This is a genomic window from Paenibacillus sp. FSL H8-0317, assembly GCF_045040685.1.
Classification (GTDB): Bacteria; Bacillota; Bacilli; order Paenibacillales; family Paenibacillaceae; genus Paenibacillus.
This window is the reverse complement of record NZ_CP150294.1, coordinates 7,075,070-7,096,654: the sequence shown is the minus strand read 5'-3', so window position 1 is coordinate 7,096,654 and position 21,585 is coordinate 7,075,070. Positions and strand designations below refer to the sequence as shown.

Here is a 21,585-nt window from a genome sequence, read left to right as displayed (position 1 = left end):
TTGCAATGAGCAAATTAAAAAGAGGACGTTCATTCTGAGAATGAACGTCCTCTTTAGGTGATCCGGCTGAATAGTAAGCAGAACGTAAGCGCTAATTAGAGGGATATTATGCCTTCATTATGCCTTGTTAACTCCAAACATTATTTACGAGAAGCACGTGTGCGGGACACCTCATCGAAGTAGAAGGAACGTTTTCCACGGGAAAAGAGTACGGTCAAGACATGAACACAAAGCACGGCGTAGACTAACATATAGATACCGAATGTCCCCAAGGAGATCCACATTTGATAAGGCTGAAGCATAACATCCTGATGACCTGAAAAGGCATATTCGTTGACCAAGCGAATGATCGTAACTAGCAGCCATGGAACATAGAGTGCGGCAAATCTTTTGAATAATGATTCACTGGTAGGTGTGCCGGTCTGACGATCCACATAGCGGAATCGCAAGATAGCCGAGCCTGGAGTTACCCCATTTCGCACCCAAGGTATGAAGAACAGCACAATGACCATAGCAATGGATGTACTTAGCGCATCACTGATCACATCAGACGCTGTAAAGATGGAGAGTAGATTCGAAAGGAAGACAATAATGATTCCATCAATAATTAACGCGAGCAATTGAGGCATAACATACACCTGGTTTTCCTCCACGATCTGTTCGCTCTTCGCCTGAATGCTTGCACGTGATGGGAATAAAGCAAGCAGGATGGGCGCTGTGAAGAATCCAATGACTGCTCCCGAAGTATTCAATAACAGATCATCCACATCGAACAGGCGGTAAGGACAATTATAATACCCGTAAAATCCGGTGATTTGAGTGATCTCGAAGAATAAGGAAAGCCCGAATCCACCAACCAGGGCGTACTTCCAGAATGATCTCTTTTGAAAAAAATAACGGATATATACACCCAGCGGCATGAGAAGCAGGACGTTAAATAGAACTTGCAGAAAAGCTCTGCCCTGAATCATACTGAGATAGCTGGAAGGCTGAGACCATACAATGGGTGTTTCCTTCATGATGTCTTTGACAAAAGTGAATGCAACCAGATTGTAGTAGATCGTGTCAGCAGCTTGCTGCGCACAGGTATCTCGCGTAGTCGGAAACGGGAGAATGACGAGGCAATAGGCGGCCAGAATATAAAAGATAAACGAAAAGCTGATGCCAAACCGTGACCAGCTGAAGAAACCGTCTTTACGATATCCGTAGATCAACCATGGCACCAGCAAGAACATGGCGGCAACGACAAAGATAAAAAAAGCCGTTTGCACAGGGAAAACATATGAGGACATGAGCAGGAACTCCTTTGGTTTTAAATATAATAACAATTCATAGAGACATTAAAATTCATGTATGTGTAGTGCGTATCTATTAGTTACATCATAAGCAGTTACCCTTAAAGTGAGGGAGGCATGAACCTTAAATTTGGTTTAAATCCATCCATGCAGTGACCTAGCGTATGGAATATACCGTCGATATCCCGTATACTTGCGGGAAAGCCAATCGTAGAATGGAGAGTTTAATACATATGTCTAATTTGCCTAACTGCCCGAAATGTAATTCGGAGTACACGTACGAGGATGGTAACCTGTTGGTTTGCCCGGAGTGTGCGCATGAATGGTCTTTGGAAGCAGACAATGAGAATGCAGAGGATGCAAAAGTAATCCGTGATGCCAACGGAAATGTGTTAAGTGATGGCGATACCGTTACCGTCATTAAAGATCTGAAGGTAAAAGGTAGCTCACTCGTGGTTAAACAGGGCACGAAGGTGAAGAATATTCGCCTAATTGATGGGGATCATGATATTGATTGCAAGATCGACAGCTTGGGTGCAATGAAGTTGAAGTCTGAGTTTGTGAAAAAGATATAAGTTCGAGAAACGTTCAGTTCCGTATTCAATGGGAATTGAACGTTTTTTGTTTGACAGGAAATATTTGGTAGATATATACTGGTTGGAATTTAATTTTGAACATGGTTAGGTGGTCTACATATTAGAAAAGGCAGGTGTCAGAGCGATGAAGAGAGATCACATTATTAAATATTATTCAGGGTTTGATGAATGGGGCAGACTGGAGCGGGAACCAATTGAATTCATCATCAACATGTATTACATCAGAGAGTATCTGCCTGCCAACGGTCATATTCTGGATAATGGCGCTGGGCCGGGGAAGTATGCCATGGAGCTGGCGAAACTGGGGTACCAGGTCACTTTATCTGATCTGACACCGTCCTCCGTGGATACTGCGAGGCAAAAGGCTGAGGAGTTTGGTTTGACACAGCAATTCGATGGGTTCCATGTTCTCGATGCCACTTCGCTCTCCGGTATGGCTGACGAGACGTACGATGCGTCCCTCATGCTGGGGCCGTTATATCATCTGCAGACAGACGAAGAGCGCACGGCTGCTGTACAGGAGTTGTACCGTGTGACCAAGCGAGGAGGCGTGGTGTTTGTAGCCATGCAGAGCCGTATGCGCATGAGTATCAATTCGCTGCAATCCCCGCAGCACTGGAAACCGAATGATAACATGGCAGCAATCCATTCTTTTGTGGAAAAGGGTATATTCGATCATCAGGATCAAGGACGATTTACGGGAGCATACTATTTTAATATTCAGGACGTTACACCCTTCATGGAGCAACATGGATTTGAAACCATTGATTTAATTGGTTCATCCAGCCTTAGAGCGATGCTTACGGACGAGCAGCAGCAATACTGGAAAGAGCGTGGCGAGTATGATGAACTCATGCACTATATGATTGAAGCCGCCAAAGACCCTTCCATATTGGGAATCTCGTCTCATCTGCTGTACATCGGGAGGAAGAAATAAACATAAATGTGCCCTCTGGAAACAGAGGGTACTTGTGTTTTTCACCAAAATAGTTCAATATTAAGATATATAACAAAAGGTGATCTACTTACAATAGGTTAGATGAACAACGGATCGCTTCATACCAGGGAGGAACAGACAATGGAAATCGGAATTAGTACATTCGTGGAGACGAACCCGGATGTAAAAACAGGAGAACTTATCAGTCATGCGCAGCGTATTCGCGATGTTGTTGAAGAGATTGTTTTGGCAGATCAGGTGGGTCTTGATGTATATGGCGTGGGAGAACATCATCGTGCCGACTACGCCGCTTCATCACCAGCTGTCATTCTGGCGGCCGCAGCTTCACAGACCAAGAATATTCGCTTGACGAGTGCGGTTACGGTGCTGTCATCGCATGATCCGGTACGGGTATATCAAGATTTCGCGACATTAGATGGCATTTCGAACGGACGTGCAGAGATTATGGCTGGGCGGGGATCATTTATCGAATCGTTCCCACTGTTCGGCTATGATCTGAACGACTACGATGAGTTATTCGACGAGAAACTGGATTTACTGCTCAAGCTGCGTGATTCGGAAAAAGTAACCTGGGAAGGCAAACACCGCCCTTCCTTTAACAATCTGGGCATCTACCCGCGCCCGGTACAGGAAAAACTTCCGGTATGGATTGGCAGTGGCGGTAATCAGGAATCCGTTGTTCGTGCAGGACTGCTCGGTTTGCCACTGGTGCTTGCCATTATCGGTGGCCGTCCGGTGCAATTCGCACCACTGGTGGAACTGTACAAGAAAGCAGCAGCACATGCAGGACATGATGCTTCCAAGCTGACCGTTGCTTCTCACTCTCACGGCTTCATTGCCGATACAACAGACGAAGCCGTGGAAAAATTCTTCCCGCCAGCGCAAGCGGTCATGAACATACTGGGCCGTGAACGTGGATGGGGACATTACAGCCGTGCAACATTTGATGCAGCGCGTAGCCTAGAGGGTGCTTTGTACGTGGGTGATGTGGAGACGGTAGCTCAGAAAATTATTTACCTGCGCAAAGAAGTTGGGATTACACGCTTCATGTTGCACACCCCCCTCGGCACCATGCCGCACAACGAGGTCATGAGAGCGATCGAACTGCTTGGTAAAGAAGTTGCTCCAATTGTGCGCAAAGAAATTGCACGTTGGGAAGCTGAGAACGAAGAGGCACGTTAATCGACTGAAACCGTTACGGAACTAGATAAAGTCAACCCAATAAAGGAGCATGCCCTAGGCGTATTACGCCAATGGGTCTGCTCCTTTTTCGTTTATCGTCTAAAAGCATCTAAAACAGCGCAGATCTAATGCTTATCCATTTGCAGATGTACTCACAAGGGAGTGTATAACCATGGACAACGTATGATCATAGAGGGTTTTGGCAGCTTCTTCGCTCTCAATATGGCCTCCCAAATACAGATGAATAACACCGTGTAAGGGAGCCCAGATCATTCGTACCGCAAGCAGGGGATCTTGCACCTGAAGCATTCCTTGTTCAATCGCTATCTCCACCAAAGCAGATACTTGCTTCAGTGCAGTTGCTGTTCCCTGCAAGGTCTCTCCATCTGGTTTGAATTCGGAAAAAGATCCTCCAAACATCAGCTGATAGAAGCTGGATTGAGAAATGCCGAAGTCCCAGTAGACATAGGCCAGATCACGGAAATATTGTTCGAACGATTCCTGACGGGGTATAGTTTCAAATCGCTGGGCCATAAGGGAACATCCCTCTAAATATAAATGCTTGGCCAACCCTTCTTTTTTGCCAAAAAGATTATATATGATCTTGGTGGAGCACTCCATGCGTTCAGCTACACGGCGTACCGTGACGGCCTCTGGTCCATGCTCTTGCAGTAAAGCAGCAGCAGCATGCACAATATTTTGCCGCAGATTATCCGAGTGCTGGAGTCTGGCTTCCTGAAAGGTTGTTACCGTATGTGCAGATTCTGTGGAACCCGAATTAAGATTCTTCATTGATTTCATCCTCGTAACCGTATTGTTGTTGAACAGAAACTACGTTTCCTTTTCTTAAGGTCATTCTACTGTTTTACGCCGGATGACGTCAATTTAATCCGAATTTAGTAAGTAAGCACCACGGTCTAGATTCAAATTTATCAAATGTAATTGACAGCATCATGGAATTTGGTTACGATGATTCTATAAGGAAACAATGTTTCCTAGTGAAAACTAGTGTTTATACTATGCATAGAGGATGGATGAGAGATGATAAAGGAACAGCAACAATGGGTACTTATTACAGGTGCTTCTTCAGGTATTGGGGAAGTTTTTGCACTCGAAATGGCTTCCAAGGGTAAAAATATTGTGCTGGTGGCCAGAACAGAATCCAAACTGAATCAATTGGCAGAACGTATAGAACGTGCATATCGAGTAAGGGCTGAGGTGATCGTATCGGATTTGTCTCAAGTCGATGCACCTCAGAGGGTATATGAGGAATGTCAGAATCGGGGAATACACATCGATATGCTGATCAACAATGCGGGATTTGCTACCCATGGATGTTTTGAACAGGTGGATGGTTCCCGGCAGCAGGAGGAAGTTATGTTGAACGTGCTCGCCTTGACAAACATGACACATCTTTTCTTGCCAGGCATGTTACAGAAGAAAAATGGTGCTGTCATTAATGTGTCTTCGACGGCTGCCTTTCAACCTGATCCGTATATGGCTGTGTATGGAGCAACGAAGGCATTTGTACTTTCTTTTACAGAGGCATTATACGAAGAAAACAGGAAGCGTGGCGTTCAGTTTTTGGCACTATGCCCAGGTTCAACCGAGACTTCGTTCTTTGATGTAGTGGGTGCTGATGAAGCCTCGGTGGGTAAACGTGATACCCCTGAGCATGTCGTGGCGGTGGCCATGAGTGCACTCGAATCAGGCAAACCTTATGCTGTACCGGGGGCCGGCAATTACTGGACAGCGCAGTTCACCCGCCTCGTGCCACGCAAGTTGATGTTGCGAATCGTAGGAAGTATGCTCCGTCCACGTTCCAAGGATGGTAAAGCAGAAAAAGTACAAGCCTGATTAGTGATATAGGGTAAAAGCTTTAGGCCAAAATGCCTTTGGCCCGAGCTTCCTTTATCCAACCTGGAAATTCAGTGAGGAGACGATCGTACAATTCTTCATCGCTGATCTTGGAGATGTCGTCGAGAGCAAAAAAGTCAGCATTATCGATGAAACGTCCAGTCATGTCATCGAGTTTCTCCAGAATACCGTAATTGGCTTGTCCCAGGCCAACAAATTGCCAGAATAGGTTTTTGGTTGAGCTTTCGGTAATAAGCCGCATGATCTTCCCTTTTTGACTAACTCCACCATCGCTAAAAAAGATAATATACGTTGGAATCTTCACATCGGGTTCCTCGATCGTATATTTGCGAATGACATCCTGCATCACAGGAGGTTCGTTATTGGTACCCCCTTTGCTACCCAGCGTATATGTGCGTTCAATATAATTCTCGAAATCCCTGGCGGTGACGCTAGGTGCACGCAAGAAGTCTTTGGCGAAGAACCAGACGTCCAACTCTCCGTTATCATCAAACGCTGATGCAATCGCCAGAATACGCTCGAAGGCTTCTTGCACGATGCCTTTGCGATACAGATGGTACATGGAGCCTGATGCATCAAATACGACAGCAACACGTGCCTGTATGGGTTCGATCTTTTTCTTTTGCAGAGACAGGGTTACTTTACGCTTGAGGAGATCGATCTTGGTCAGGTTAAGCGGTGCATGATTCGTGTTTGGTGCAGCATCAGGTACCAAGACTTCTGGAGAGGCGGCTGCCACTTCAGCACGTGCCGTGAGAAGAATCTGTTCGGCTTCCGAGGTGTCGTTACTCTCAATTTCAACACCGAATGACTCTGCCAGCGGCTGCAATCCACCAAAGAAACCTCGTCCAATCGCACGAACTTTGAACCCGTCACGATACTTATAGATTTCAATGAGAATAAGAGCTGTTTCCGCAGTGACCTGCCTGATCTCATAGGTGATCTGCTGGGAACCCGCTTGTACAATCGCCTGACATGCCTGAACATCGGCAAATGTGCCTCTCGCATCCAGAGTAGCCGTAAACACACATTTTTCCACAGGAGCCTGCCGTAATTGATTTGTATCCAGTACAAAAGAGGATTTCAGTTCCTCTGCCTGTTGCAGAAGCACACTTTGATGGGGATCGGCCTTCTGATTATAAAATACAAAATAGTCGTCAGATGGGACCTTTCCCTCTTCGTTCACCATAAAGCAGCTAACATCCAAGGGAGAAGGAGATGATGTACATTGAATGGTTACCTGAAGTTGAGCACATTCGTTGATACTGATATTCTGGCCTGTGTTTAAGTGAATGAACGAATCTGTCATAATCGGATGCCTCTCTTCTCCAATATAATGGTTGAAAATGTACAGTAACAAGATCGATTCTGAGACAAATGTTTCCATAAGTCAATCTTTTCACCGTTGTTCCTAGGCCTCATCAGACTCGTACTTTTCCCGATGCTCCTTCTTCATCTTCACATAGTCTGGATCCGTCTTTGCAATCTCCCATTGTGCCTTGAATATAGCTGCGGCTTCTGCCTTCACCTTATCATTCTGATAGGGCAAGATAGAGCCATCCTCCTTCGAGTATTTGCGTCCTCCTTTGTGATTTGTATACCGTCTGGCCCGTGTATAACCCATCTGGAGAAATTTGCGAGCCATATCCATACCCACGAAATCTCCCTTTTTCTTATACTCCAAAAATAGCTCATAGATTTTCTCCGATGACTCTGTCGCAATCTCTGGTGTTTTGAATCGCCAGTGTGGCAGAATCTCGCCCTTGTATGGCTCAACCATAAGAACACCCTGCTCACCCCGGCCTACGGTGTACAGCTCAGGATGTTTGCGCAGATCCAACTCATCATAATTGAGACTATAATCAAATTTTTTCATGTATACACCCTCCTTGATAGGGATTACCCCGATTCTGAACCAACAAGCACGGTTAATGGGGAACAATAGAAGGAATTACACAGGAGGGGTAGAGGTATGGGAATGTCTGGCAGATATCTTGTGGTAACAAAGGAGATAGTCGAATCCATTAAGTCAGGTGAGATCAGTGTGCATGATTGTGCAGTTGATCTGGATATTGATAAAACGTGGCAGATGCTTCAATTCACGCTGAACGGTAACTTGGTAGAAGGGGAGCCGCCCCTGGGATATGTGGTGCCTCTCGCAGGTGAGCAATACGTGGGAAACTATTCGGACATGGATCTGTTTTTGCTTAGTAACGAACAGGTGCTGGAAGCCTACATGGCATTGGAGCAGCTCACACCGGAGGAATTGAAGCAACGGTATAGTCTGGACCGGATGATCGCTGAAGGCGTCTACCCTGTCATGGAAGATTGGGATGCGGAAGAGACATTTCAGGAGATCGTTCAGACCGTGGATGATGTCCAGGCCTTGTTTCAGGCCACGGCTGCAAGTGGGAACGGGATCATCTTTTATGTTTTCTAAGTGAGCATTGAAATTATGATGGAAAATGTCATGCCGATATTGAGACAGGTTTGAACTACGCCTATTCGGGTTATTGATAGACACAAGGCCCAGGCCTTGATGACATGACAATCCGGTAGAAGAGAGGGAATGCGATATGACACAGGATCAGAACGAAGAGAACAAAGCGATTCAAGAGGACGAGCCGGATCAATTCGAGACTCCCGCAACTGCGGAAGATGAAGAAACAGATGAGAAGCTCGCAGATGATCAGGAGCAAGAATAACTCCCAGCATTGCATAATGAAGCAGGATGTTTTATCGAATCTTACGATATGCTGAAATATAGATAGACCAGAGGTCGGACATGTTCCGGCCTTTTGGTTTATTTTTTTGCGTATCCGTTTACAAGAATTACCTATTCCTTCATAATAGAAATGAACCATATTTTTCTAAGGAGGAGTTCATATTAAGAATCGGAAGTTAGTCCAATGGATGGCAGTGCCACTTGTATTATTAATGGTTGTTCTTACAGGATGTCAGGCTGTGGGTGGAGTAGACGTTGGCAAAGCAATGGCCAACGGCGCGAGTATCAAGTCCGGTGAATCCAGACAATCCATGAATATAAACATAGAACCGGCTAAGGAATTTGCTACAGAGAAAGACCTTGAAATGATCGAACTTATTAACTCCATATCCCTGGATATTGATCAAGCCAAAATGAAAGATGCGAAGACAGCATCGATCAAAGGTACACTGAGCATGGAGGGAACGAAATTACCTTTCCACCTGTCCATGAATGAGTCCCAAATGGTGATTGATCTGGACGGAGCCCAAAAACCGCTGTACATATCTCTGGATACGTTCCAGGATGCACAGGCTCTTCCAACGGTAGATACGAAGGCTCTGGAGAAACAACTCGAGGAACTTTCCCCGAAACTGTTCTCTTTTGTCCTGAAACATCTGTCCAATCCGAAGAACATCTCCGTAACACCGGTACAGGAATCCGTAAATGGCGAATCACTTAGCCTCTCCAAGCTGCATCTGGAAGTTAGTGGTGAAGAGATGCTGGCTATGGTTAAACCGTTCCTGACGAGTATTTCGAAAGATGAGCAAGGACTGAAAGACCTGATTGGCGATCTGTATGATGTGTTCTACCCTGTACTTGAAGCTGTGAATGAGGTTGAAGGCGGGGGAGATGAAACGCTGAATTCGATCGTTCCTGAATCGAAAGATGAAGCTGTTGCGTCACTATATGCCATCATCAAAGTAGGACTGGACAGTATGCTGGTCAATTATGATCAGGAGCTGAACAACCTGTTGAATGAGACCCCTGAATTCAAAACGGTATTTGGCACAGATACCAAACTGAAATTGGATTTTTATCTCGACAGCAAGCTTGATGTTCGCAAGCAAAACTTTGAACTGAAAGTGGCACTGCCTGCTTCCGAGGATCTGCCGCTGAACTCCGTAACCGTAAGTGGAGACAGTGAACAGTGGAATATCGGTGGCACAGTTGCAGTTGATGAAGTGGATGTATCGGGCGGCGTTATGGATCTGATGAAGGATGATATTACGCCTGGACAGATGCTGCGCAATTTTGATTCCAACTCACTGGCATACCAATTGCTGAAAGATGAAGCTGGAATCACGAGTAAAAGTGTAGTGCTCTTCCCGGATGATGAATACGCTGGAGCGATCACCGTTAAGAATACAACATTTGTTCCGCTTCGCTACGTGTCTGAGGAATTGGATGCGGAAGTGAAATGGACCAAAGGCTCAAACCAAATCGTTGTCATTGATGACATCACTGGTGATGAGATTGTCCTGACTGTAGGTTCCAAGAAGGCAACCGTTGCTGGTAAAGAAGTAACCATGGTGGAATCCGCCTATGTAGGCAAGGACGGCAAGACGTATGTGCCGCTGCGCTTTGTGGCTGAATCCCTTGGAGCTACTGTAGATAAGGAACAAGAAACAGGCTGGATTTACATTGACCGTCCTTAAGTGAGACGTTATAAGTAATCCTTAGTAAGAGAGGGGATTTCAGAGTATGCCAGATTTCTCGTAATGATCGTGAAAAGAACACCGCAAAAATTCCGTTAGACCATGAACGGGATACGTGTGTCCTTTTGACCCATTACGAGGAGCTTCGGCGTTTCTGAAATGATGAAACGGATCGAGGAGTGCCTCTATTGGAGGTGCTCCTCTTTGTTGTGTCATCCTAAATAAATCCCCAGAGGTGTTGTATATGAAAAGTCAATTATTCATCCATTCAAACTCCGTTACATTGCGTCCATTTACGCTTGAAGATCAGGCTGCCGTGTATGCATTAACCCAACAACCTGAAATCACAGATGTCCTGCCAGATTGGAAGATGACCGAGGAGCAGCTGCGCGAATTCTTACAATTTGTCGTTGGCAGTTACGAACAGTTCAACCCGGAAGATGTACGCATCCTGCTTGCCGTTGTACACAATAAAGATCAGCGTATCATTGGTTGGTGTGGCGTATTCCCAAATGATTTGCTGAATCGTGCTGACCGTGAAGTGGCCTACGCGATCTCCCGGGATTACCGGAATAAAGGATACATTACAGATGCAGTTCGAGCCCTAACAGCATATTTATTTGAGCATACCTTGCTGGATCGAATTGTAGGCATTGTGAAGTCCTTCAATCAGCCGTCACGCAAAGTTCTGGAGCATGCGGGTTTTCGTTATATCTCTCGCAGAATGCTTATGGACAAGGAGTGCTACGATTATTTTGAACTGCTCAAAGTAAAGACCGAGCCGGTGCAACCGAAGCAGATACATTCTGAAATTCGTTTACGACGAGCACAGCAGGAAGATGCTGTTGTACTTACAGAGATTTGCACTCGTGCTTTTGATCATGTCATAAAAGTCTGGGCGGATAATGAGAAGGATATCGATAGCAATCTATGCCCGCCTGATTATTCGTCAGTTCGCATGCATCGTTACGTGATCCGTGAATGGGATTATTATGTTGTAGAAACAGATGGATGTGCTATTGGCGGAGTGAGTGTTAACGTGCTTGGACGAAAACATGCCAGGATCGATAAGATCTATATTGACCCCGTATGCCAGGGCCGTGGCGTGGGAACTCAAGTCATGAGGCTTATTGAGGCTGAATTTCCGCAGATTAACACCTGGAAGCTGGAGACCTCAGGTAGGCAGCTGGATAATCATCATTTTTACGAAAAAATGGGTTATGTTCGTATCTATGCATCTGAGGATGAATTTGGATATGAGAAGAACATGTCCGTTGATTCTTTTGATCCAACATGTGATGAGACATTAGCCAAGGACTCGGGTGAGTCGGTGGTTGAATATGTTCAAGCTAATCTGGACTCGGTTCGTTACAGTACCAGTAATCTGACCAATAGTCGGATTACCGACTGTAACCTGAGTGGAAGCAAATTTACCAATCTAAATATGACCAATATATTGCTAGCTGATTTACGCCTAACCGATAGCAAGATTGAATTCTGTTCTTTGGATGGCGTTCGATTCCAGGACACACACCTTGGATCTGACCGTGTACCCATGCAGTGGGCGCATTGTGATCTTGGGGGAAGTCGTTTTATCGATTGCGATCTATCTGGAGTACAGTTGGAACAGTGTCAAGTGAACGGGATGAAGATCAATGGAATAGAAGTAGAGGAATTACTTGCAGCCTATGAGGCTATGAAGTCCTGAGGACGAATGGCAGGGCAAAACGCCGAGCACGGAATCAGTGTTAATGCAATTGCACCTGGAGCCATTCTGACAGATATGGTTATCGGTTCATTCAAACAGATCAATCCAAATGACTGGGAGTCAGCATCCAAAGAGTTCGTGAAGGACAACCCGGCGAAGCGCTTGGGTGAACCGAAGGAAGTAGGGCGCCTCGTTGCCTTCCTGCTGTCTGGCGAAGCACCATTTATCAATGCGGCATAGATATATACTGAAGAACGCCCGTTTCCGCTAATGTGCGGATTGGGGCGTTCTTTTTTTGGTTTGATATTCAAGGGGGCGTATCCCGTATCCCGCAGGTTAAGTGTGCTGTAGAATCTGTGGCTTTTTGCTAAATCCGGTACTCCCGGCTGTAAAGCCCATCTGACGATAGAATTCATGTGCAGCTTCACGTTCAGGGCGATTGCCACTGTTCAGAGACAGGGAGTCCACGTCATGCGTGGCGGCCCATTGTTCGGCTTCCAGAATGAGCTGACGGCCGATGCCTGAGCCCCTGAACTGGTCGTGTACAACCAATGCCATGATACGGCAGTGCCTTCCATTCTTTTCATACAGATAAGACGTCTGTAATCCGATTAGTCCAACTACACGTCCGCGTGCTTCAGCAACCAGTGTGGTGAAGTTAGCATCTGCAGCAATGTGGGTATAGCGCTCTTCCATCTCGGCGTACGTGGTGGGATAACCAAGTTGGTCCATCAGAATGACCATATCTTGCAGATCTGTAGTGGAGCTATGTCTAATCGTCACATCCAGGCTCATAATGTTATATCCTCCTTGGGTCTTTCCTTCAATGAAAGTTCAATAATGGTATCCAGCAGCTCTGCAAAAGAAATGCCCGCAGCGGCTGCACTTTTGGGCAGCAGACTGTTACGGGTAAGGCCCGGCAGCGTGTTCACTTCAAGCACATAAGGCAAGCCTTCGCGAATCATCATATCCACGCGCGCGTAAACGCTGCATTTCAGCACCTGATAACAGGCAAGTGCCGCGGCTTCCACACGATGGTGAAGATCCACAGGCAATTGCACAACCTGCTCATCGGCTCCGTGGTCATCATATTTGGAAGAATAATCGAAAAACTCGGCGTTCGAACGAATGGAGATCACCGGCAGCATCTTACCATCCAGAATGGCACAGGTAATCTCCTCACCTTCGATATACTGTTCAATCATGACTGTATCATCCCAGGCGAGGGCAGCCTCCACAGCAGCGGGCAGGGCGGCAGCCTCTTTCACTACTTGGGTACCGATGCTGGAACCGCCTGAATTGGGTTTGACCACCACGGGGTACGTTAATTGTTGAACAGCAGTTGAGGACAGTTCCTCGATATGACTCACTCGTAGCCACTCTCCGGTAAGCACACCTGCATGCTGCATAAGTTGTTTGGACATGTCTTTATCCATGCATACACTGCTCGCCAGCACACCACAACCTGTGTAGGGAATACCCAGAGATTCCAATGTGCCTTGGACCGTACCGTCTTCGCCGTATTTGCCATGCAGGGCAAGCAGTGCCACATCGATCCCCGCTGACTTGTCGATTAGATCGCGCTTGGTATTCAGCTCAATGGGTACAACCTCGTATTTGTCTCTATTCAGGTTTGCAATCATCTCCTGTCCGGTCAGCAGGGAAATATCCCGCTCTGAAGATGTACCGCCCATAATCACGCCAACTTTCATGTGAAATCCTCCTTATCTCATTTGAGCTGCTGTCTCGCCAATGATGCGAATGCCTTTACGTATATTTTCATCGCTGACTCTGGAGAAACCCAGGCGCATCGTGTTTACACCCTGACCGGGTTCCAGATAAAAGGTATCCCCTGGTGTGAACGTCACACCTTTCACTTTACAGGCCGCCAGCAGTTCACGGGTTCTGTATTCGGACGGGAACTGCACGAACAGATGCAGACCACCCGCACCGGAGATCCGGCACATTGGCAGATGCTGCTTCAGGCAACGCACAACCAATTCATATTTTCGCTTATACTCCGTCCGAGCTCTCTTCAAATATTTCTCGAAATTACCGTTGCTCAGATATTGATACAATAACGATTGGTCCAGCGTGGAGGTATGGATGCTGCGTGCCCGTTTCATACTCTCCAGATAATCAATCAGCGCCGCATCCGCAATAATCCAACCTACCCGCAGGCCTGGGAACAGGACTTTGGAGAAGCTGCCCAGATACACCAGTCCATTGCCTTTGCCCATGCTGGCGATCAGGGGAGATACGTGGGAACCGGAATAGCGCAACTCTTCGTTGAATCCATCCTCAATGATGGGTACTTGATACTTGTTCATCAACCGGATGATCTCTACCCGTTTTGCAGGGGACGTCACAATCCCGGTTGGATTGTGATAGGATGGCACGAGATACGCCAGATCATATGGACTTGCCTCAAGTTCATGTTCCAGTTGCTTCAAGTCCAAGCCATCTGGCTCCATGTTCACACCGGTCAGGTGAAACTGGTGCAGCTTTAGATTTTTGATCGCCGTGTGGTGCGTTGGATTCTCGCAGAGCGCTTTGCCGCTTTTTTTGCGCAACGCTCCAAGCACCAGATCGAAACCTTCCGTGAATCCGTTGGTGATTAGGATGTCCTTGCCACGGAGGTCGACACCTTTGTTCTCCATATATCGTAGTAAATAGTTCATCAGCGGTCTGTATCCCTGCGCATATCCGTAATTCAGCAGTACTTCGCCTTCAAGTGACATGCGATCCAGAAAAGCCCGTTTCACGTTGTGCAGATCAAACAGCTTTTCATCCGGCGCTATGCTGGTAAACGATATCTCGCCGCGCTCTGCTCCGGAGCCATGCTTCATCAGATCGTACTGCTCTGCCTGAATTGCATACTCACTTACCTCTGTCGTCCAGTCCAGTTCCCAGCTCGCTGCTGCCTCAGGTGTTTCGATGGAGGCACTGACGTAATTGCCCTTGCCTTTGACTGCGTAGATCAAGCCTTCATCTTCAAGCTCGGCATAAGCGAGCAGAACTGTGCTGCGGCTAACCTTCATGAGTGTACTGAGTTCACGGGTCGAGGGCAGTTTTTGTTTGGCTTGCAGGCCGCCTTTGAGCATCAATCGCTTCATATAATCTTTGACTTGTATATATACAGGGCGGTCCTCCGTCAGTTGCAGATCGGAATACATCCCATCACTCCCTCTACTGGTATCTTGCCATATTATAAACCCAGCAGAAAGAACCACGATACCTCTGTTTCCCTGAGCGTGTGGTTGGTTGTTCGCACAAACGCAAAAAAGCCCTGGCAGTATGCCGGGCCTGGTGGTGAAACTTGATCCATTTTCTATAGTACTGCTGCTATAATTTCTACAGTTGTATTGCATGACTAGTCTCTCTAGGATCGATAGCTATCTGACCTTCTACGTGTGTCTATTAACTTCAGTACGACTATAATTGCAGGCTTTCTAGGTGATACTAAAAATCTACAGTGAATCATGAATCTAGGTCTTCCTAGGTTTGCTTGCTGCAAGGGGTCGATTAGATGATGAATCTACAATCTATAAACTAGGGTTCTTGCTAACTGTACTCTTGTCGTGATCACATAACAGAATTCAGCATGAAAAAGATATTCAATCATAGGGTACAATAGACGGAGGTAGATATAAAGACGTATGTCTCAGTGCCCAATTTCTTCCTCATACCCCTATAGTACCACTTTGAATCAGGGAAGTTAACCTTTTTTTTGAAATATTTGTCGTAATAGCGAAAATTGCGTGAATTGTACTTCATATAGAATGAAATGGTGTCCCTTTATAATATGTGATAAGATCTAAACCTATAGATAATGAGGAAGTGAGCCTATTGATTAATATTACTGTGCCAACACCGGATGTAACCATCACAAAGCAGGTTGATCCACAGCTTAGTCACATTTATGGATTTACTGATTTTCACCTGATTACCCGGGAACTAGGCGGGATTTTCATGTTTTACAATGCCGCTGGAGAGTTGTTATTTGTCGGTAAAGCACGAAAATTAAGACCCCGCATCAAAAAGCATTTTGAAGACACCGTATCACCAATCAAGAATCACCGCGAGGAAGTAACGAAGATTGAAGTATGCCTGGTTGAAGATCCGGTAGATCGTGAAATTTACGAGACGTATATCATCAACACGATGCGTGCGAAATACAATGTAGATAAAGTGTTGTACAAATAAGACGCTTAAAAAGCACATGAACATGCAATGTCTGGGACATATGTCCTAAGTGTTGCGCCAGGGGGTAGGGATGTAATCGAAGGATTGCATCCGATTCCTTCTGGTGCCATCCCAATCTTTTCGAGGGAGTAGCTTGTAGAATTTGAAACGTAGTAAGCCCAAGCTTAGTATCACAGATATACCAAATACATATGACGAGGTGATTGTGTTGATCGGTCGTAGCGGTAACCCTACACTTAAAGACAGCACGTTTGAAAACAGAGGATATGGAGAAGATCGATATCAGAATTACATGACGATCAACGGCACGGTGAATAAAGCGTTTATTACGCTGGTGATCCTGCTGGGCAGTGCATTTGCAACCTGGATGATGTTCTTTAACGGACAACAAGTGATGCCGCTCGCTTATGGTGGATTAATCGTTGGTTTTATCTTGGCGCTTGTGATTTCGTTCAAACCCGTAGCGGCACCTTATCTGGTACCTGTCTATGCCGTGGCAGAAGGCCTGTTCCTTGGCGCACTCTCAGCAACCTATGAGTCCCTGTATAACGGAATTACCTTGCAGGCAGCTCTTTTGACCATGGCTGTATTCATCGCTCTGCTGGTGGCATACAAAACCAGATTGATCAAAGCTACGGAGAACTTCAAGCTTGGGGTCGTGGCTGCAACTGGCGGTATCATGATCATGTATCTGCTGAGCTTTGTACTGGGTTTCTTCGGAATTACGATCCCTTATCTGCATGATAACAGCTTGATCGGCATCGGTATTTCAGTCGTTATCGTCATTGTGGCTGCCCTCAATCTGGTCCTTGATTTCGACTTCATTGAAGGGGGCGCTGAACGTGGTGCACCCAAGTACATGGAGTGGTACGGTGCATTTGGATTGATGGTGACGCTGGTATGGCTGTACATTGAGATTATCCGTCTGCTTGGCAAATTGCGGAGCCGGGACTAGTCCTATTCAATACGTCAGATAGACGTTAAACGGAGTGTGGATTTAAAGCTAAAAAGCTAACGCGTGATACTCACGTCGTTAGCTTTTTTGATTAACCTTAGCAGGATATTATTAATGGCGGCCTCTTACATAACTCAACTGATTCCAACTCGTTGAGGCCCAACCAGCCACACACTAAACCAAATCCGTATATAGATCCTCCAAGGTTACGATTTCCGGCTTGCTCGGCAGCTCTCCCCCGGCTGAACAGGCTGCAAGCATATGCTGATCATCCAAACGCTGACTATAGAAGCGATGTGCCGTAGCCTGTTTGCAATGCCAATCTTCCCGCTCATTGGGAAGGATGGCGAAGGAGTCCAGTGGTATAGACAGACCCATACCGACTGCCTTGATATAACTTTCCTTCAGCGTCCATAGACGGTAGAAGGTTTCCAGCCGACGATCGTCAGGCTCGGCAGCCAAGAACTGGCTCTCCTTAGGAGAGAAGAAACGCTCTGCAATCTGCATGTCAATTGGAGCTATTTTTTCCACATCCACGCCCAGTTCATCTGTACCGCCGGAGATCAGAGCAATCCAATCACCAGAATGGGAGACGTTGAATGGTACATCCGAATGGTGACTGAGCGAAGGTTTGCCGTAGGAATTACGGGTAAAGGAAAGCTCAGCAGGTCTCAGTCCAGTTAACTTGCTCAAAGTCACACGAGTCAATATCTCTCCCAGCACGGAGCGATACGCGTCAGCCTGACGCACAAAACGCGAAGCCTGAGCACGTCGCTCGGCAGAAACTTGCGACAAAAGGTGGTTCCAGTACGCCTCGGGCAATACTTCTGGAACTTGGAGCACACGAATAGTTATCATCATTTATCACCTGAATACGTATTCGGCGCAGTTCAGTAACTTTCCTTTATATGGAACGTCTCTTCAACTCTTCCTCCCAAATCATCATGCTTCTTGCGCTTGTTTCCATTCCGTATGTGCAGCCTGCACTCGCTCCCACATATCCTGGCATTCCAGTTCGCTGTAATTCACCAAGGGTTCATGGAATATTTCAGTTAATACGTTACGCCACTCGGTATAATTCCGGATCTCCGTTTTCTGGATTCCTTCCATATCATGTGTTCGGAGCATACATCCACGTAGTTCCTGACTGCGGTTCTCATCCCGCTGACGAAGCAAAAATACGTTATGCCAAGGTGATTCTGCCGCCTGACTGTAGAATTCATGTTTGGGAATGAACTCTCCCAGATCGTGGACTATCTCGGAAGCATAGTCGACTCCTTCACTTGGACCATTCGGCTCGTACTCAAGCCGCCATCCCTCAGCAGCAACAGATGATGGCATTAACTGATACGTGAACGGAGCTGAACCATAGGTTCCATAACGAAGTGGTAGAGGTTTAAAGGGCATTCCGCCGAGACCTGCATCTACAATCCAGCGTTCAACTGTCGATTCAGCATCCGCCAGAAGCACAGACAGACCGAGATGGAATGAGTTCACACGGGGTTGTTCCCCATGAGGCTGTACTCCCCCGCGATGCCAATTAACCGTATAACCTAGCGAGCGGAGAAGAACACTAAACGCACCATTTAGATGAAAGCAGTAGCCGCTGCGTCCCTGTAATATAAGTTGAATCGATTCTTGAAGACTGATTCCCGCAGGACGACCTGCAAAAATATCGACCGTTTGCCAGGATAAATATTGCACATGTGCCCGCTGGAGTTCAAATAAGAATTCCAGTGTAGGTTCCTTTATATCATCCATGCCAATCCGTTTCAGATAGGCTTGTATTTCAGCTGTATTCAATAGTTCAATCATCCAGATCACCTCACGTCATATAGTGGGCTGCAGGCGATGATTATAAAACGTCTGCTGCCCTGAGTTCATTGTAAAAGTCAACGGGTGAAAACAACATCATCAGTTGAGCAGATTGTAACGGTACAATTATTGAACAAAGCCTTGAAATTCATCTCAAGAGATGGACATGGTTCTGATGTCATTGAAATACAATATATGGATGAGCTATTTCTTTTTCCGGGGTATGCTAACCCTTTGGAGTGGATATAGGTTAGAATATAGATAGATAGCAGGATTAGGAGATGGAAAAATGGCTAATGATGAAGTGATTTTGACACAGGAAGGCTTGGAAAAGCTGGAGGACGAACTGAAGGATTTGAAGACGGTGAAGCGTAAGGAACTGGCAGCTCGTCTTAAACTCGCGATCAGTTACGGTGACCTGAAGGAAAATAGTGAGTATCATTCAGCCAAAGATGATCAGGCCTTTATGGAGACACGGATTTTGATTCTGGAGAAGATGTTGACAAAAGCAAGAGTCATCTCTTCAGACAATATAGACTCCAACAAAGTGAGCATTGGATCGACGGTGTTACTTAATGACATTGAGTTCGCCGAGAAGATTGAATATAAAGTGGTTGGTCCTGCCGAGGCCGATGTTGCGGATAATAAAATTTCGTACGAGAGCCCGCTGGGCAAGGAATTGATGGGCAAAGAAGTGGGCAGCGTCATTCATGTCAATGCTCCGATGGGCGTTATCAAGTACGAGTTACTTCAAATCAAAGTGTAATTCAAAAAGAGAGGTGCTCCGCAGTCATCCAAGTGGCTGACGGGACACCTCTTTTTGATTCTACTGGGCTTTGAACGTTTGGGAATATGGGTTTGTAGTAACTTCATACGGTTGGACTAACGGACTTTATCACATACTGTGTTTAAGGAACTTATGAGATGAAGATTTCCGTTTGTTTTATATGTAAAAAAATAACATTTCGACAAATTTCGAATTTCGAATGACCTGACAAGGTGAGTAGTATATAATTACGGGAAAACTTTAAAGTGATGGAGTAGATACGATGAATTTTAGTAAGCCTAATCTCGATCAAGACAACACTGGCAAAGGTGAGCGCTTCTCTCGCGCCGGATTCATTCTGGCAGCCATTGGTAGTTCGGTTGGTCTGGGTAACATGTGGAAATTCCCGTACATTACGGGGGAGAACGGAGGAGCTGCGTTTTTCCTGCTCTTCATTGTTTGTTTGCTGCTGATTGGTCTGCCGGTGCTGCTCGCAGAACTTGCGATTGGTCGTAGCGGCAGAGGAAGTGCCGCAACTGCTTTTATCAAAGCAGGCGGACATAAAGGCTGGATCGCAGCCGGTTTGCTGCAAGTACTGACACCTTTTATCATCCTTTCTTTTTATGTCATTATTGCAGGCTGGACCTTGCAATATGCGATTACGTCCTTCAGTGGAACATTGTTTAACAATCCGGATTATGCGGGACAATTCAATTCCTTTGTAGGCGGTTATATGCCAATCGTGTGGCAACTGGTCTCGGTACTTATCGTAGGCTGGATTGTAGCCAAAGGGGTATCCAACGGGATTGAGAAGTTTAACAAAGTGTTAATTCCCGCCATGCTGGTGTTGCTCATTGTCTTGATGATCCGGGCCGTAACGTTACCTGGTGCAGGAGCAGGGGTTTCCTTTTTCCTGAATCCTGATTTCTCACAACTTACAACGGAATCAGCATTGGTGGCACTTGGGCATGCCTTCTTCTCGCTGTCACTCGGTATGGGTATTCTAATAACCTATGGTTCGTATGTGGACAAAAATCAATCACTCGGAGCGGCAACCATCGCTGTTGGGGCGGGGGACCTGCTCTATGCGTTCATTGCCGGCCTGATCATCTTCCCAACGACATTCTCGTTTGGTATTGCACCGGACCAAGGACCGTCACTCATCTTTATAGCACTTCCGGCAGCCTTCTCGGCGATGCCGCTTGGCTTCCTGTTTGGCGGACTGTTCTTCATCCTGCTGGCTATTGCCGCATTGACTTCGGGAGTATCCTTGCTGGAAGTTCCGGTGAAATATTTCATGGAACGTCTGTCCTGGAGCCGCAGTCGTGCAGTATGGGTGATATCACTCGCAGTCTTCATCGTGGGACTTCCTTCAGTATTGTCGCTCGGCTTGCTGCCTGAATGGACCATTGGATCGAAGAGTGTGTTCGACTGGATGGACTTTGTAGCATCCAACATCCTGCTGCCTGTGGGTGGATTGCTTGTGACGATTTTTGCCGGATACTTCTGGAAAACGGCTGCGGAAGCTTCAGGACTGCGTTCCGGATGGTTCCGGGTGTGGTTGTTCATGCTTCGTTACGTGGCACCGATCCTGGTTCTGCTGGTTCTACTGCACACTTCCGGTATCATTCACTTCTAAACTGAAGACCAGATAGGTATAAATGTTGTCTGTTGTGCAGATTTGCCATAGATAAAACCTCTTGGAAGAAATGCTAAAGCCCTTGTTTTCCCGCTTCAATTTTGGGACAATACGGAGTAGAGGTTTTTTGGGTAGGACCGATAAGCCATAGCTTTTTAGCGAAAA

The 21,585-nt window shown here is 46.3% G+C and carries 22 protein-coding genes; 13 read left to right on the top strand and 9 right to left on the bottom strand.

All coding sequences use genetic code 11. From position 1 onward, the window contains the following. Positions 1-140 precede the first annotated feature (140 nt). Positions 141-1,292, bottom strand: a complete 1,152-nt coding sequence (locus tag MHB43_RS31590; RefSeq protein WP_339180616.1) for a VanZ family protein — start codon at positions 1,290-1,292, stop codon at positions 141-143. A gap of 236 nt (positions 1,293-1,528) precedes the next feature. Between MHB43_RS31590 and MHB43_RS31585 the strand changes: the two genes are divergently transcribed. The 3 genes from MHB43_RS31585 (at position 1,529) to MHB43_RS31575 (ending at position 4,031) form a co-directional block, all read left to right on the top strand. Then, on the top strand, positions 1,529-1,870 hold the full coding sequence (locus tag MHB43_RS31585; RefSeq protein WP_169482263.1) for a zinc ribbon domain-containing protein YjdM: 342 nt from the start codon (positions 1,529-1,531) through the stop codon (positions 1,868-1,870). A gap of 145 nt (positions 1,871-2,015) precedes the next feature. Then, the gene (locus MHB43_RS31580; protein WP_221820055.1) at positions 2,016-2,828 is read left to right on the top strand and encodes a bifunctional 2-polyprenyl-6-hydroxyphenol methylase/3-demethylubiquinol 3-O-methyltransferase UbiG; all 813 of its coding nucleotides are present in this window, start codon (positions 2,016-2,018) and stop codon (positions 2,826-2,828) included. A 141-nt stretch (positions 2,829-2,969) separates the two neighbouring features. Next, positions 2,970-4,031 carry an LLM class flavin-dependent oxidoreductase gene (locus MHB43_RS31575; RefSeq protein WP_036612299.1) on the top strand — a complete coding sequence of 354 codons (1,062 nt, stop codon included), beginning with the start codon at positions 2,970-2,972 and terminating at the stop codon, positions 4,029-4,031. 132 nt (positions 4,032-4,163) lie between these two features. Here MHB43_RS31575 and MHB43_RS31570 read toward each other — a convergent pair whose 3' ends face one another. After that, a complete protein-coding gene (locus tag MHB43_RS31570) occupies positions 4,164-4,823 on the bottom strand; it encodes a TetR/AcrR family transcriptional regulator (protein WP_221820054.1) in 660 nt (219 codons plus the stop codon). A 249-nt stretch (positions 4,824-5,072) separates the two neighbouring features. On the opposite strand from MHB43_RS31570, the gene MHB43_RS31565 reads away from it, so the two are divergent. After that, the gene (locus MHB43_RS31565) at positions 5,073-5,888 is read left to right on the top strand and encodes an SDR family oxidoreductase (protein WP_221820053.1); all 816 of its coding nucleotides are present in this window, start codon (positions 5,073-5,075) and stop codon (positions 5,886-5,888) included. A gap of 22 nt (positions 5,889-5,910) precedes the next feature. Here MHB43_RS31565 and MHB43_RS31560 read toward each other — a convergent pair whose 3' ends face one another. Both MHB43_RS31560 and MHB43_RS31555 read right to left on the bottom strand, forming a co-directional pair. Further along, on the bottom strand, positions 5,911-7,218 hold the full coding sequence (locus tag MHB43_RS31560; RefSeq protein ID WP_405131055.1) for a VWA domain-containing protein: 1,308 nt from the start codon (positions 7,216-7,218) through the stop codon (positions 5,911-5,913). Positions 7,219-7,320: 102 nt separating this feature from the next. Beyond that, positions 7,321-7,785, bottom strand: coding sequence for a DUF4385 domain-containing protein (locus MHB43_RS31555; protein WP_047840920.1), 465 nt, complete (start codon positions 7,783-7,785; stop codon positions 7,321-7,323). 96 nt (positions 7,786-7,881) lie between these two features. Between MHB43_RS31555 and MHB43_RS31550 the strand changes: the two genes are divergently transcribed. From MHB43_RS31550 to MHB43_RS31530, 5 genes are all read left to right on the top strand, one after another. After that, positions 7,882-8,349, top strand: coding sequence for a YfbM family protein (locus MHB43_RS31550; protein ID WP_339180604.1), 468 nt, complete (start codon positions 7,882-7,884; stop codon positions 8,347-8,349). A 136-nt stretch (positions 8,350-8,485) separates the two neighbouring features. Further along, positions 8,486-8,614 carry a hypothetical protein gene (locus MHB43_RS31545; RefSeq protein WP_339180601.1) on the top strand — a complete coding sequence of 43 codons (129 nt, stop codon included), beginning with the start codon at positions 8,486-8,488 and terminating at the stop codon, positions 8,612-8,614. A gap of 208 nt (positions 8,615-8,822) precedes the next feature. Then, positions 8,823-10,331, top strand: a complete 1,509-nt coding sequence (locus MHB43_RS31540) for a copper amine oxidase N-terminal domain-containing protein (protein ID WP_339180599.1) — start codon at positions 8,823-8,825, stop codon at positions 10,329-10,331. A 244-nt stretch (positions 10,332-10,575) separates the two neighbouring features. Then, positions 10,576-12,039, top strand: a complete 1,464-nt coding sequence (locus tag MHB43_RS31535; RefSeq protein WP_405131054.1) for a GNAT family N-acetyltransferase — start codon at positions 10,576-10,578, stop codon at positions 12,037-12,039. 6 nt (positions 12,040-12,045) lie between these two features. Beyond that, positions 12,046-12,279 carry an SDR family oxidoreductase gene (locus MHB43_RS31530; RefSeq protein ID WP_405131053.1) on the top strand — a complete coding sequence of 78 codons (234 nt, stop codon included), beginning with the start codon at positions 12,046-12,048 and terminating at the stop codon, positions 12,277-12,279. A 96-nt stretch (positions 12,280-12,375) separates the two neighbouring features. On the opposite strand, the gene MHB43_RS31525 is transcribed toward MHB43_RS31530, so the two are convergent. From MHB43_RS31525 to MHB43_RS31515, 3 genes are read right to left on the bottom strand one after another with little or no spacing between them, the layout of a single operon-like run. Beyond that, positions 12,376-12,834, bottom strand: coding sequence for a GNAT family N-acetyltransferase (locus MHB43_RS31525; protein ID WP_260632665.1), 459 nt, complete (start codon positions 12,832-12,834; stop codon positions 12,376-12,378). Continuing rightward, positions 12,831-13,751, bottom strand: a complete 921-nt coding sequence (locus MHB43_RS31520; RefSeq protein WP_405131052.1) for a D-alanine--D-alanine ligase — start codon at positions 13,749-13,751, stop codon at positions 12,831-12,833. The genes MHB43_RS31525 and MHB43_RS31520 overlap by 4 nt, the downstream gene beginning before the upstream one ends. Before the next feature lie 12 nt (positions 13,752-13,763). After that, complete coding sequence (locus MHB43_RS31515) at positions 13,764-15,215, bottom strand: PLP-dependent aminotransferase family protein (RefSeq protein WP_237177977.1); 1,452 nt, start codon at positions 15,213-15,215, stop codon at positions 13,764-13,766. A gap of 673 nt (positions 15,216-15,888) precedes the next feature. Here MHB43_RS31515 and MHB43_RS31510 point away from each other — a divergent pair. Both MHB43_RS31510 and MHB43_RS31505 read left to right on the top strand, forming a co-directional pair. Continuing rightward, a complete protein-coding gene (locus MHB43_RS31510) occupies positions 15,889-16,245 on the top strand; it encodes a nucleotide excision repair endonuclease (RefSeq protein ID WP_076213814.1) in 357 nt (118 codons plus the stop codon). Between the two features lie 208 nt (positions 16,246-16,453). Beyond that, entirely contained in the window at positions 16,454-17,200 is a 747-nt protein-coding gene (locus MHB43_RS31505; protein ID WP_221820284.1) for a Bax inhibitor-1/YccA family protein, read from the top strand. Between the two features lie 174 nt (positions 17,201-17,374). On the opposite strand, the gene MHB43_RS31500 is transcribed toward MHB43_RS31505, so the two are convergent. After that, a complete protein-coding gene (locus tag MHB43_RS31500; RefSeq protein WP_405131051.1) occupies positions 17,375-18,061 on the bottom strand; it encodes a 4'-phosphopantetheinyl transferase family protein in 687 nt (228 codons plus the stop codon). Positions 18,062-18,142: 81 nt separating this feature from the next. Further along, the gene (locus MHB43_RS31495; RefSeq protein ID WP_339180589.1) at positions 18,143-19,015 is read right to left on the bottom strand and encodes an arylamine N-acetyltransferase; all 873 of its coding nucleotides are present in this window, start codon (positions 19,013-19,015) and stop codon (positions 18,143-18,145) included. A 289-nt stretch (positions 19,016-19,304) separates the two neighbouring features. On the opposite strand from MHB43_RS31495, the gene greA reads away from it, so the two are divergent. Together greA and MHB43_RS31485 are read left to right on the top strand one after the other, a co-directional pair. Beyond that, positions 19,305-19,781, top strand: a complete 477-nt coding sequence (greA, locus tag MHB43_RS31490) for a transcription elongation factor GreA (RefSeq protein WP_221820044.1) — start codon at positions 19,305-19,307, stop codon at positions 19,779-19,781. Positions 19,782-20,064: 283 nt separating this feature from the next. Next, entirely contained in the window at positions 20,065-21,420 is a 1,356-nt protein-coding gene (locus MHB43_RS31485; RefSeq protein ID WP_339180587.1) for a sodium-dependent transporter, read from the top strand. The last annotated feature ends 165 nt before the right edge of the window (positions 21,421-21,585 follow it).

Coding starts and splice junctions, on each gene's coding strand:
- greA (WP_221820044.1), top strand. CDS start 19,305: ATGGCTAATGATGAAGTGATTTTGACACAGGAAGGCTTGGAAAAGCTG.
- MHB43_RS31550 (WP_339180604.1), top strand. CDS start 7,882: ATGGGAATGTCTGGCAGATATCTTGTGGTAACAAAGGAGATAGTCGAA.
- MHB43_RS31500 (WP_405131051.1), bottom strand. CDS start 18,061: ATGATGATAACTATTCGTGTGCTCCAAGTTCCAGAAGTATTGCCCGAG.
- MHB43_RS31540 (WP_339180599.1), top strand. CDS start 8,823: ATGGCAGTGCCACTTGTATTATTAATGGTTGTTCTTACAGGATGTCAG.
- MHB43_RS31485 (WP_339180587.1), top strand. CDS start 20,065: ATGAATTTTAGTAAGCCTAATCTCGATCAAGACAACACTGGCAAAGGT.
- MHB43_RS31570 (WP_221820054.1), bottom strand. CDS start 4,823: ATGAAGAATCTTAATTCGGGTTCCACAGAATCTGCACATACGGTAACA.
- MHB43_RS31585 (WP_169482263.1), top strand. CDS start 1,529: ATGTCTAATTTGCCTAACTGCCCGAAATGTAATTCGGAGTACACGTAC.
- MHB43_RS31580 (WP_221820055.1), top strand. CDS start 2,016: ATGAAGAGAGATCACATTATTAAATATTATTCAGGGTTTGATGAATGG.
- MHB43_RS31575 (WP_036612299.1), top strand. CDS start 2,970: ATGGAAATCGGAATTAGTACATTCGTGGAGACGAACCCGGATGTAAAA.
- MHB43_RS31495 (WP_339180589.1), bottom strand. CDS start 19,015: ATGATTGAACTATTGAATACAGCTGAAATACAAGCCTATCTGAAACGG.
- MHB43_RS31520 (WP_405131052.1), bottom strand. CDS start 13,751: ATGAAAGTTGGCGTGATTATGGGCGGTACATCTTCAGAGCGGGATATT.
- MHB43_RS31515 (WP_237177977.1), bottom strand. CDS start 15,215: ATGTATTCCGATCTGCAACTGACGGAGGACCGCCCTGTATATATACAA.
- MHB43_RS31560 (WP_405131055.1), bottom strand. CDS start 7,218: ATGACAGATTCGTTCATTCACTTAAACACAGGCCAGAATATCAGTATC.
- MHB43_RS31555 (WP_047840920.1), bottom strand. CDS start 7,785: ATGAAAAAATTTGATTATAGTCTCAATTATGATGAGTTGGATCTGCGC.
- MHB43_RS31525 (WP_260632665.1), bottom strand. CDS start 12,834: ATGAGCCTGGATGTGACGATTAGACATAGCTCCACTACAGATCTGCAA.
- MHB43_RS31590 (WP_339180616.1), bottom strand. CDS start 1,292: ATGTCCTCATATGTTTTCCCTGTGCAAACGGCTTTTTTTATCTTTGTC.
- MHB43_RS31535 (WP_405131054.1), top strand. CDS start 10,576: ATGAAAAGTCAATTATTCATCCATTCAAACTCCGTTACATTGCGTCCA.
- MHB43_RS31545 (WP_339180601.1), top strand. CDS start 8,486: ATGACACAGGATCAGAACGAAGAGAACAAAGCGATTCAAGAGGACGAG.
- MHB43_RS31565 (WP_221820053.1), top strand. CDS start 5,073: ATGATAAAGGAACAGCAACAATGGGTACTTATTACAGGTGCTTCTTCA.
- MHB43_RS31530 (WP_405131053.1), top strand. CDS start 12,046: ATGGCAGGGCAAAACGCCGAGCACGGAATCAGTGTTAATGCAATTGCA.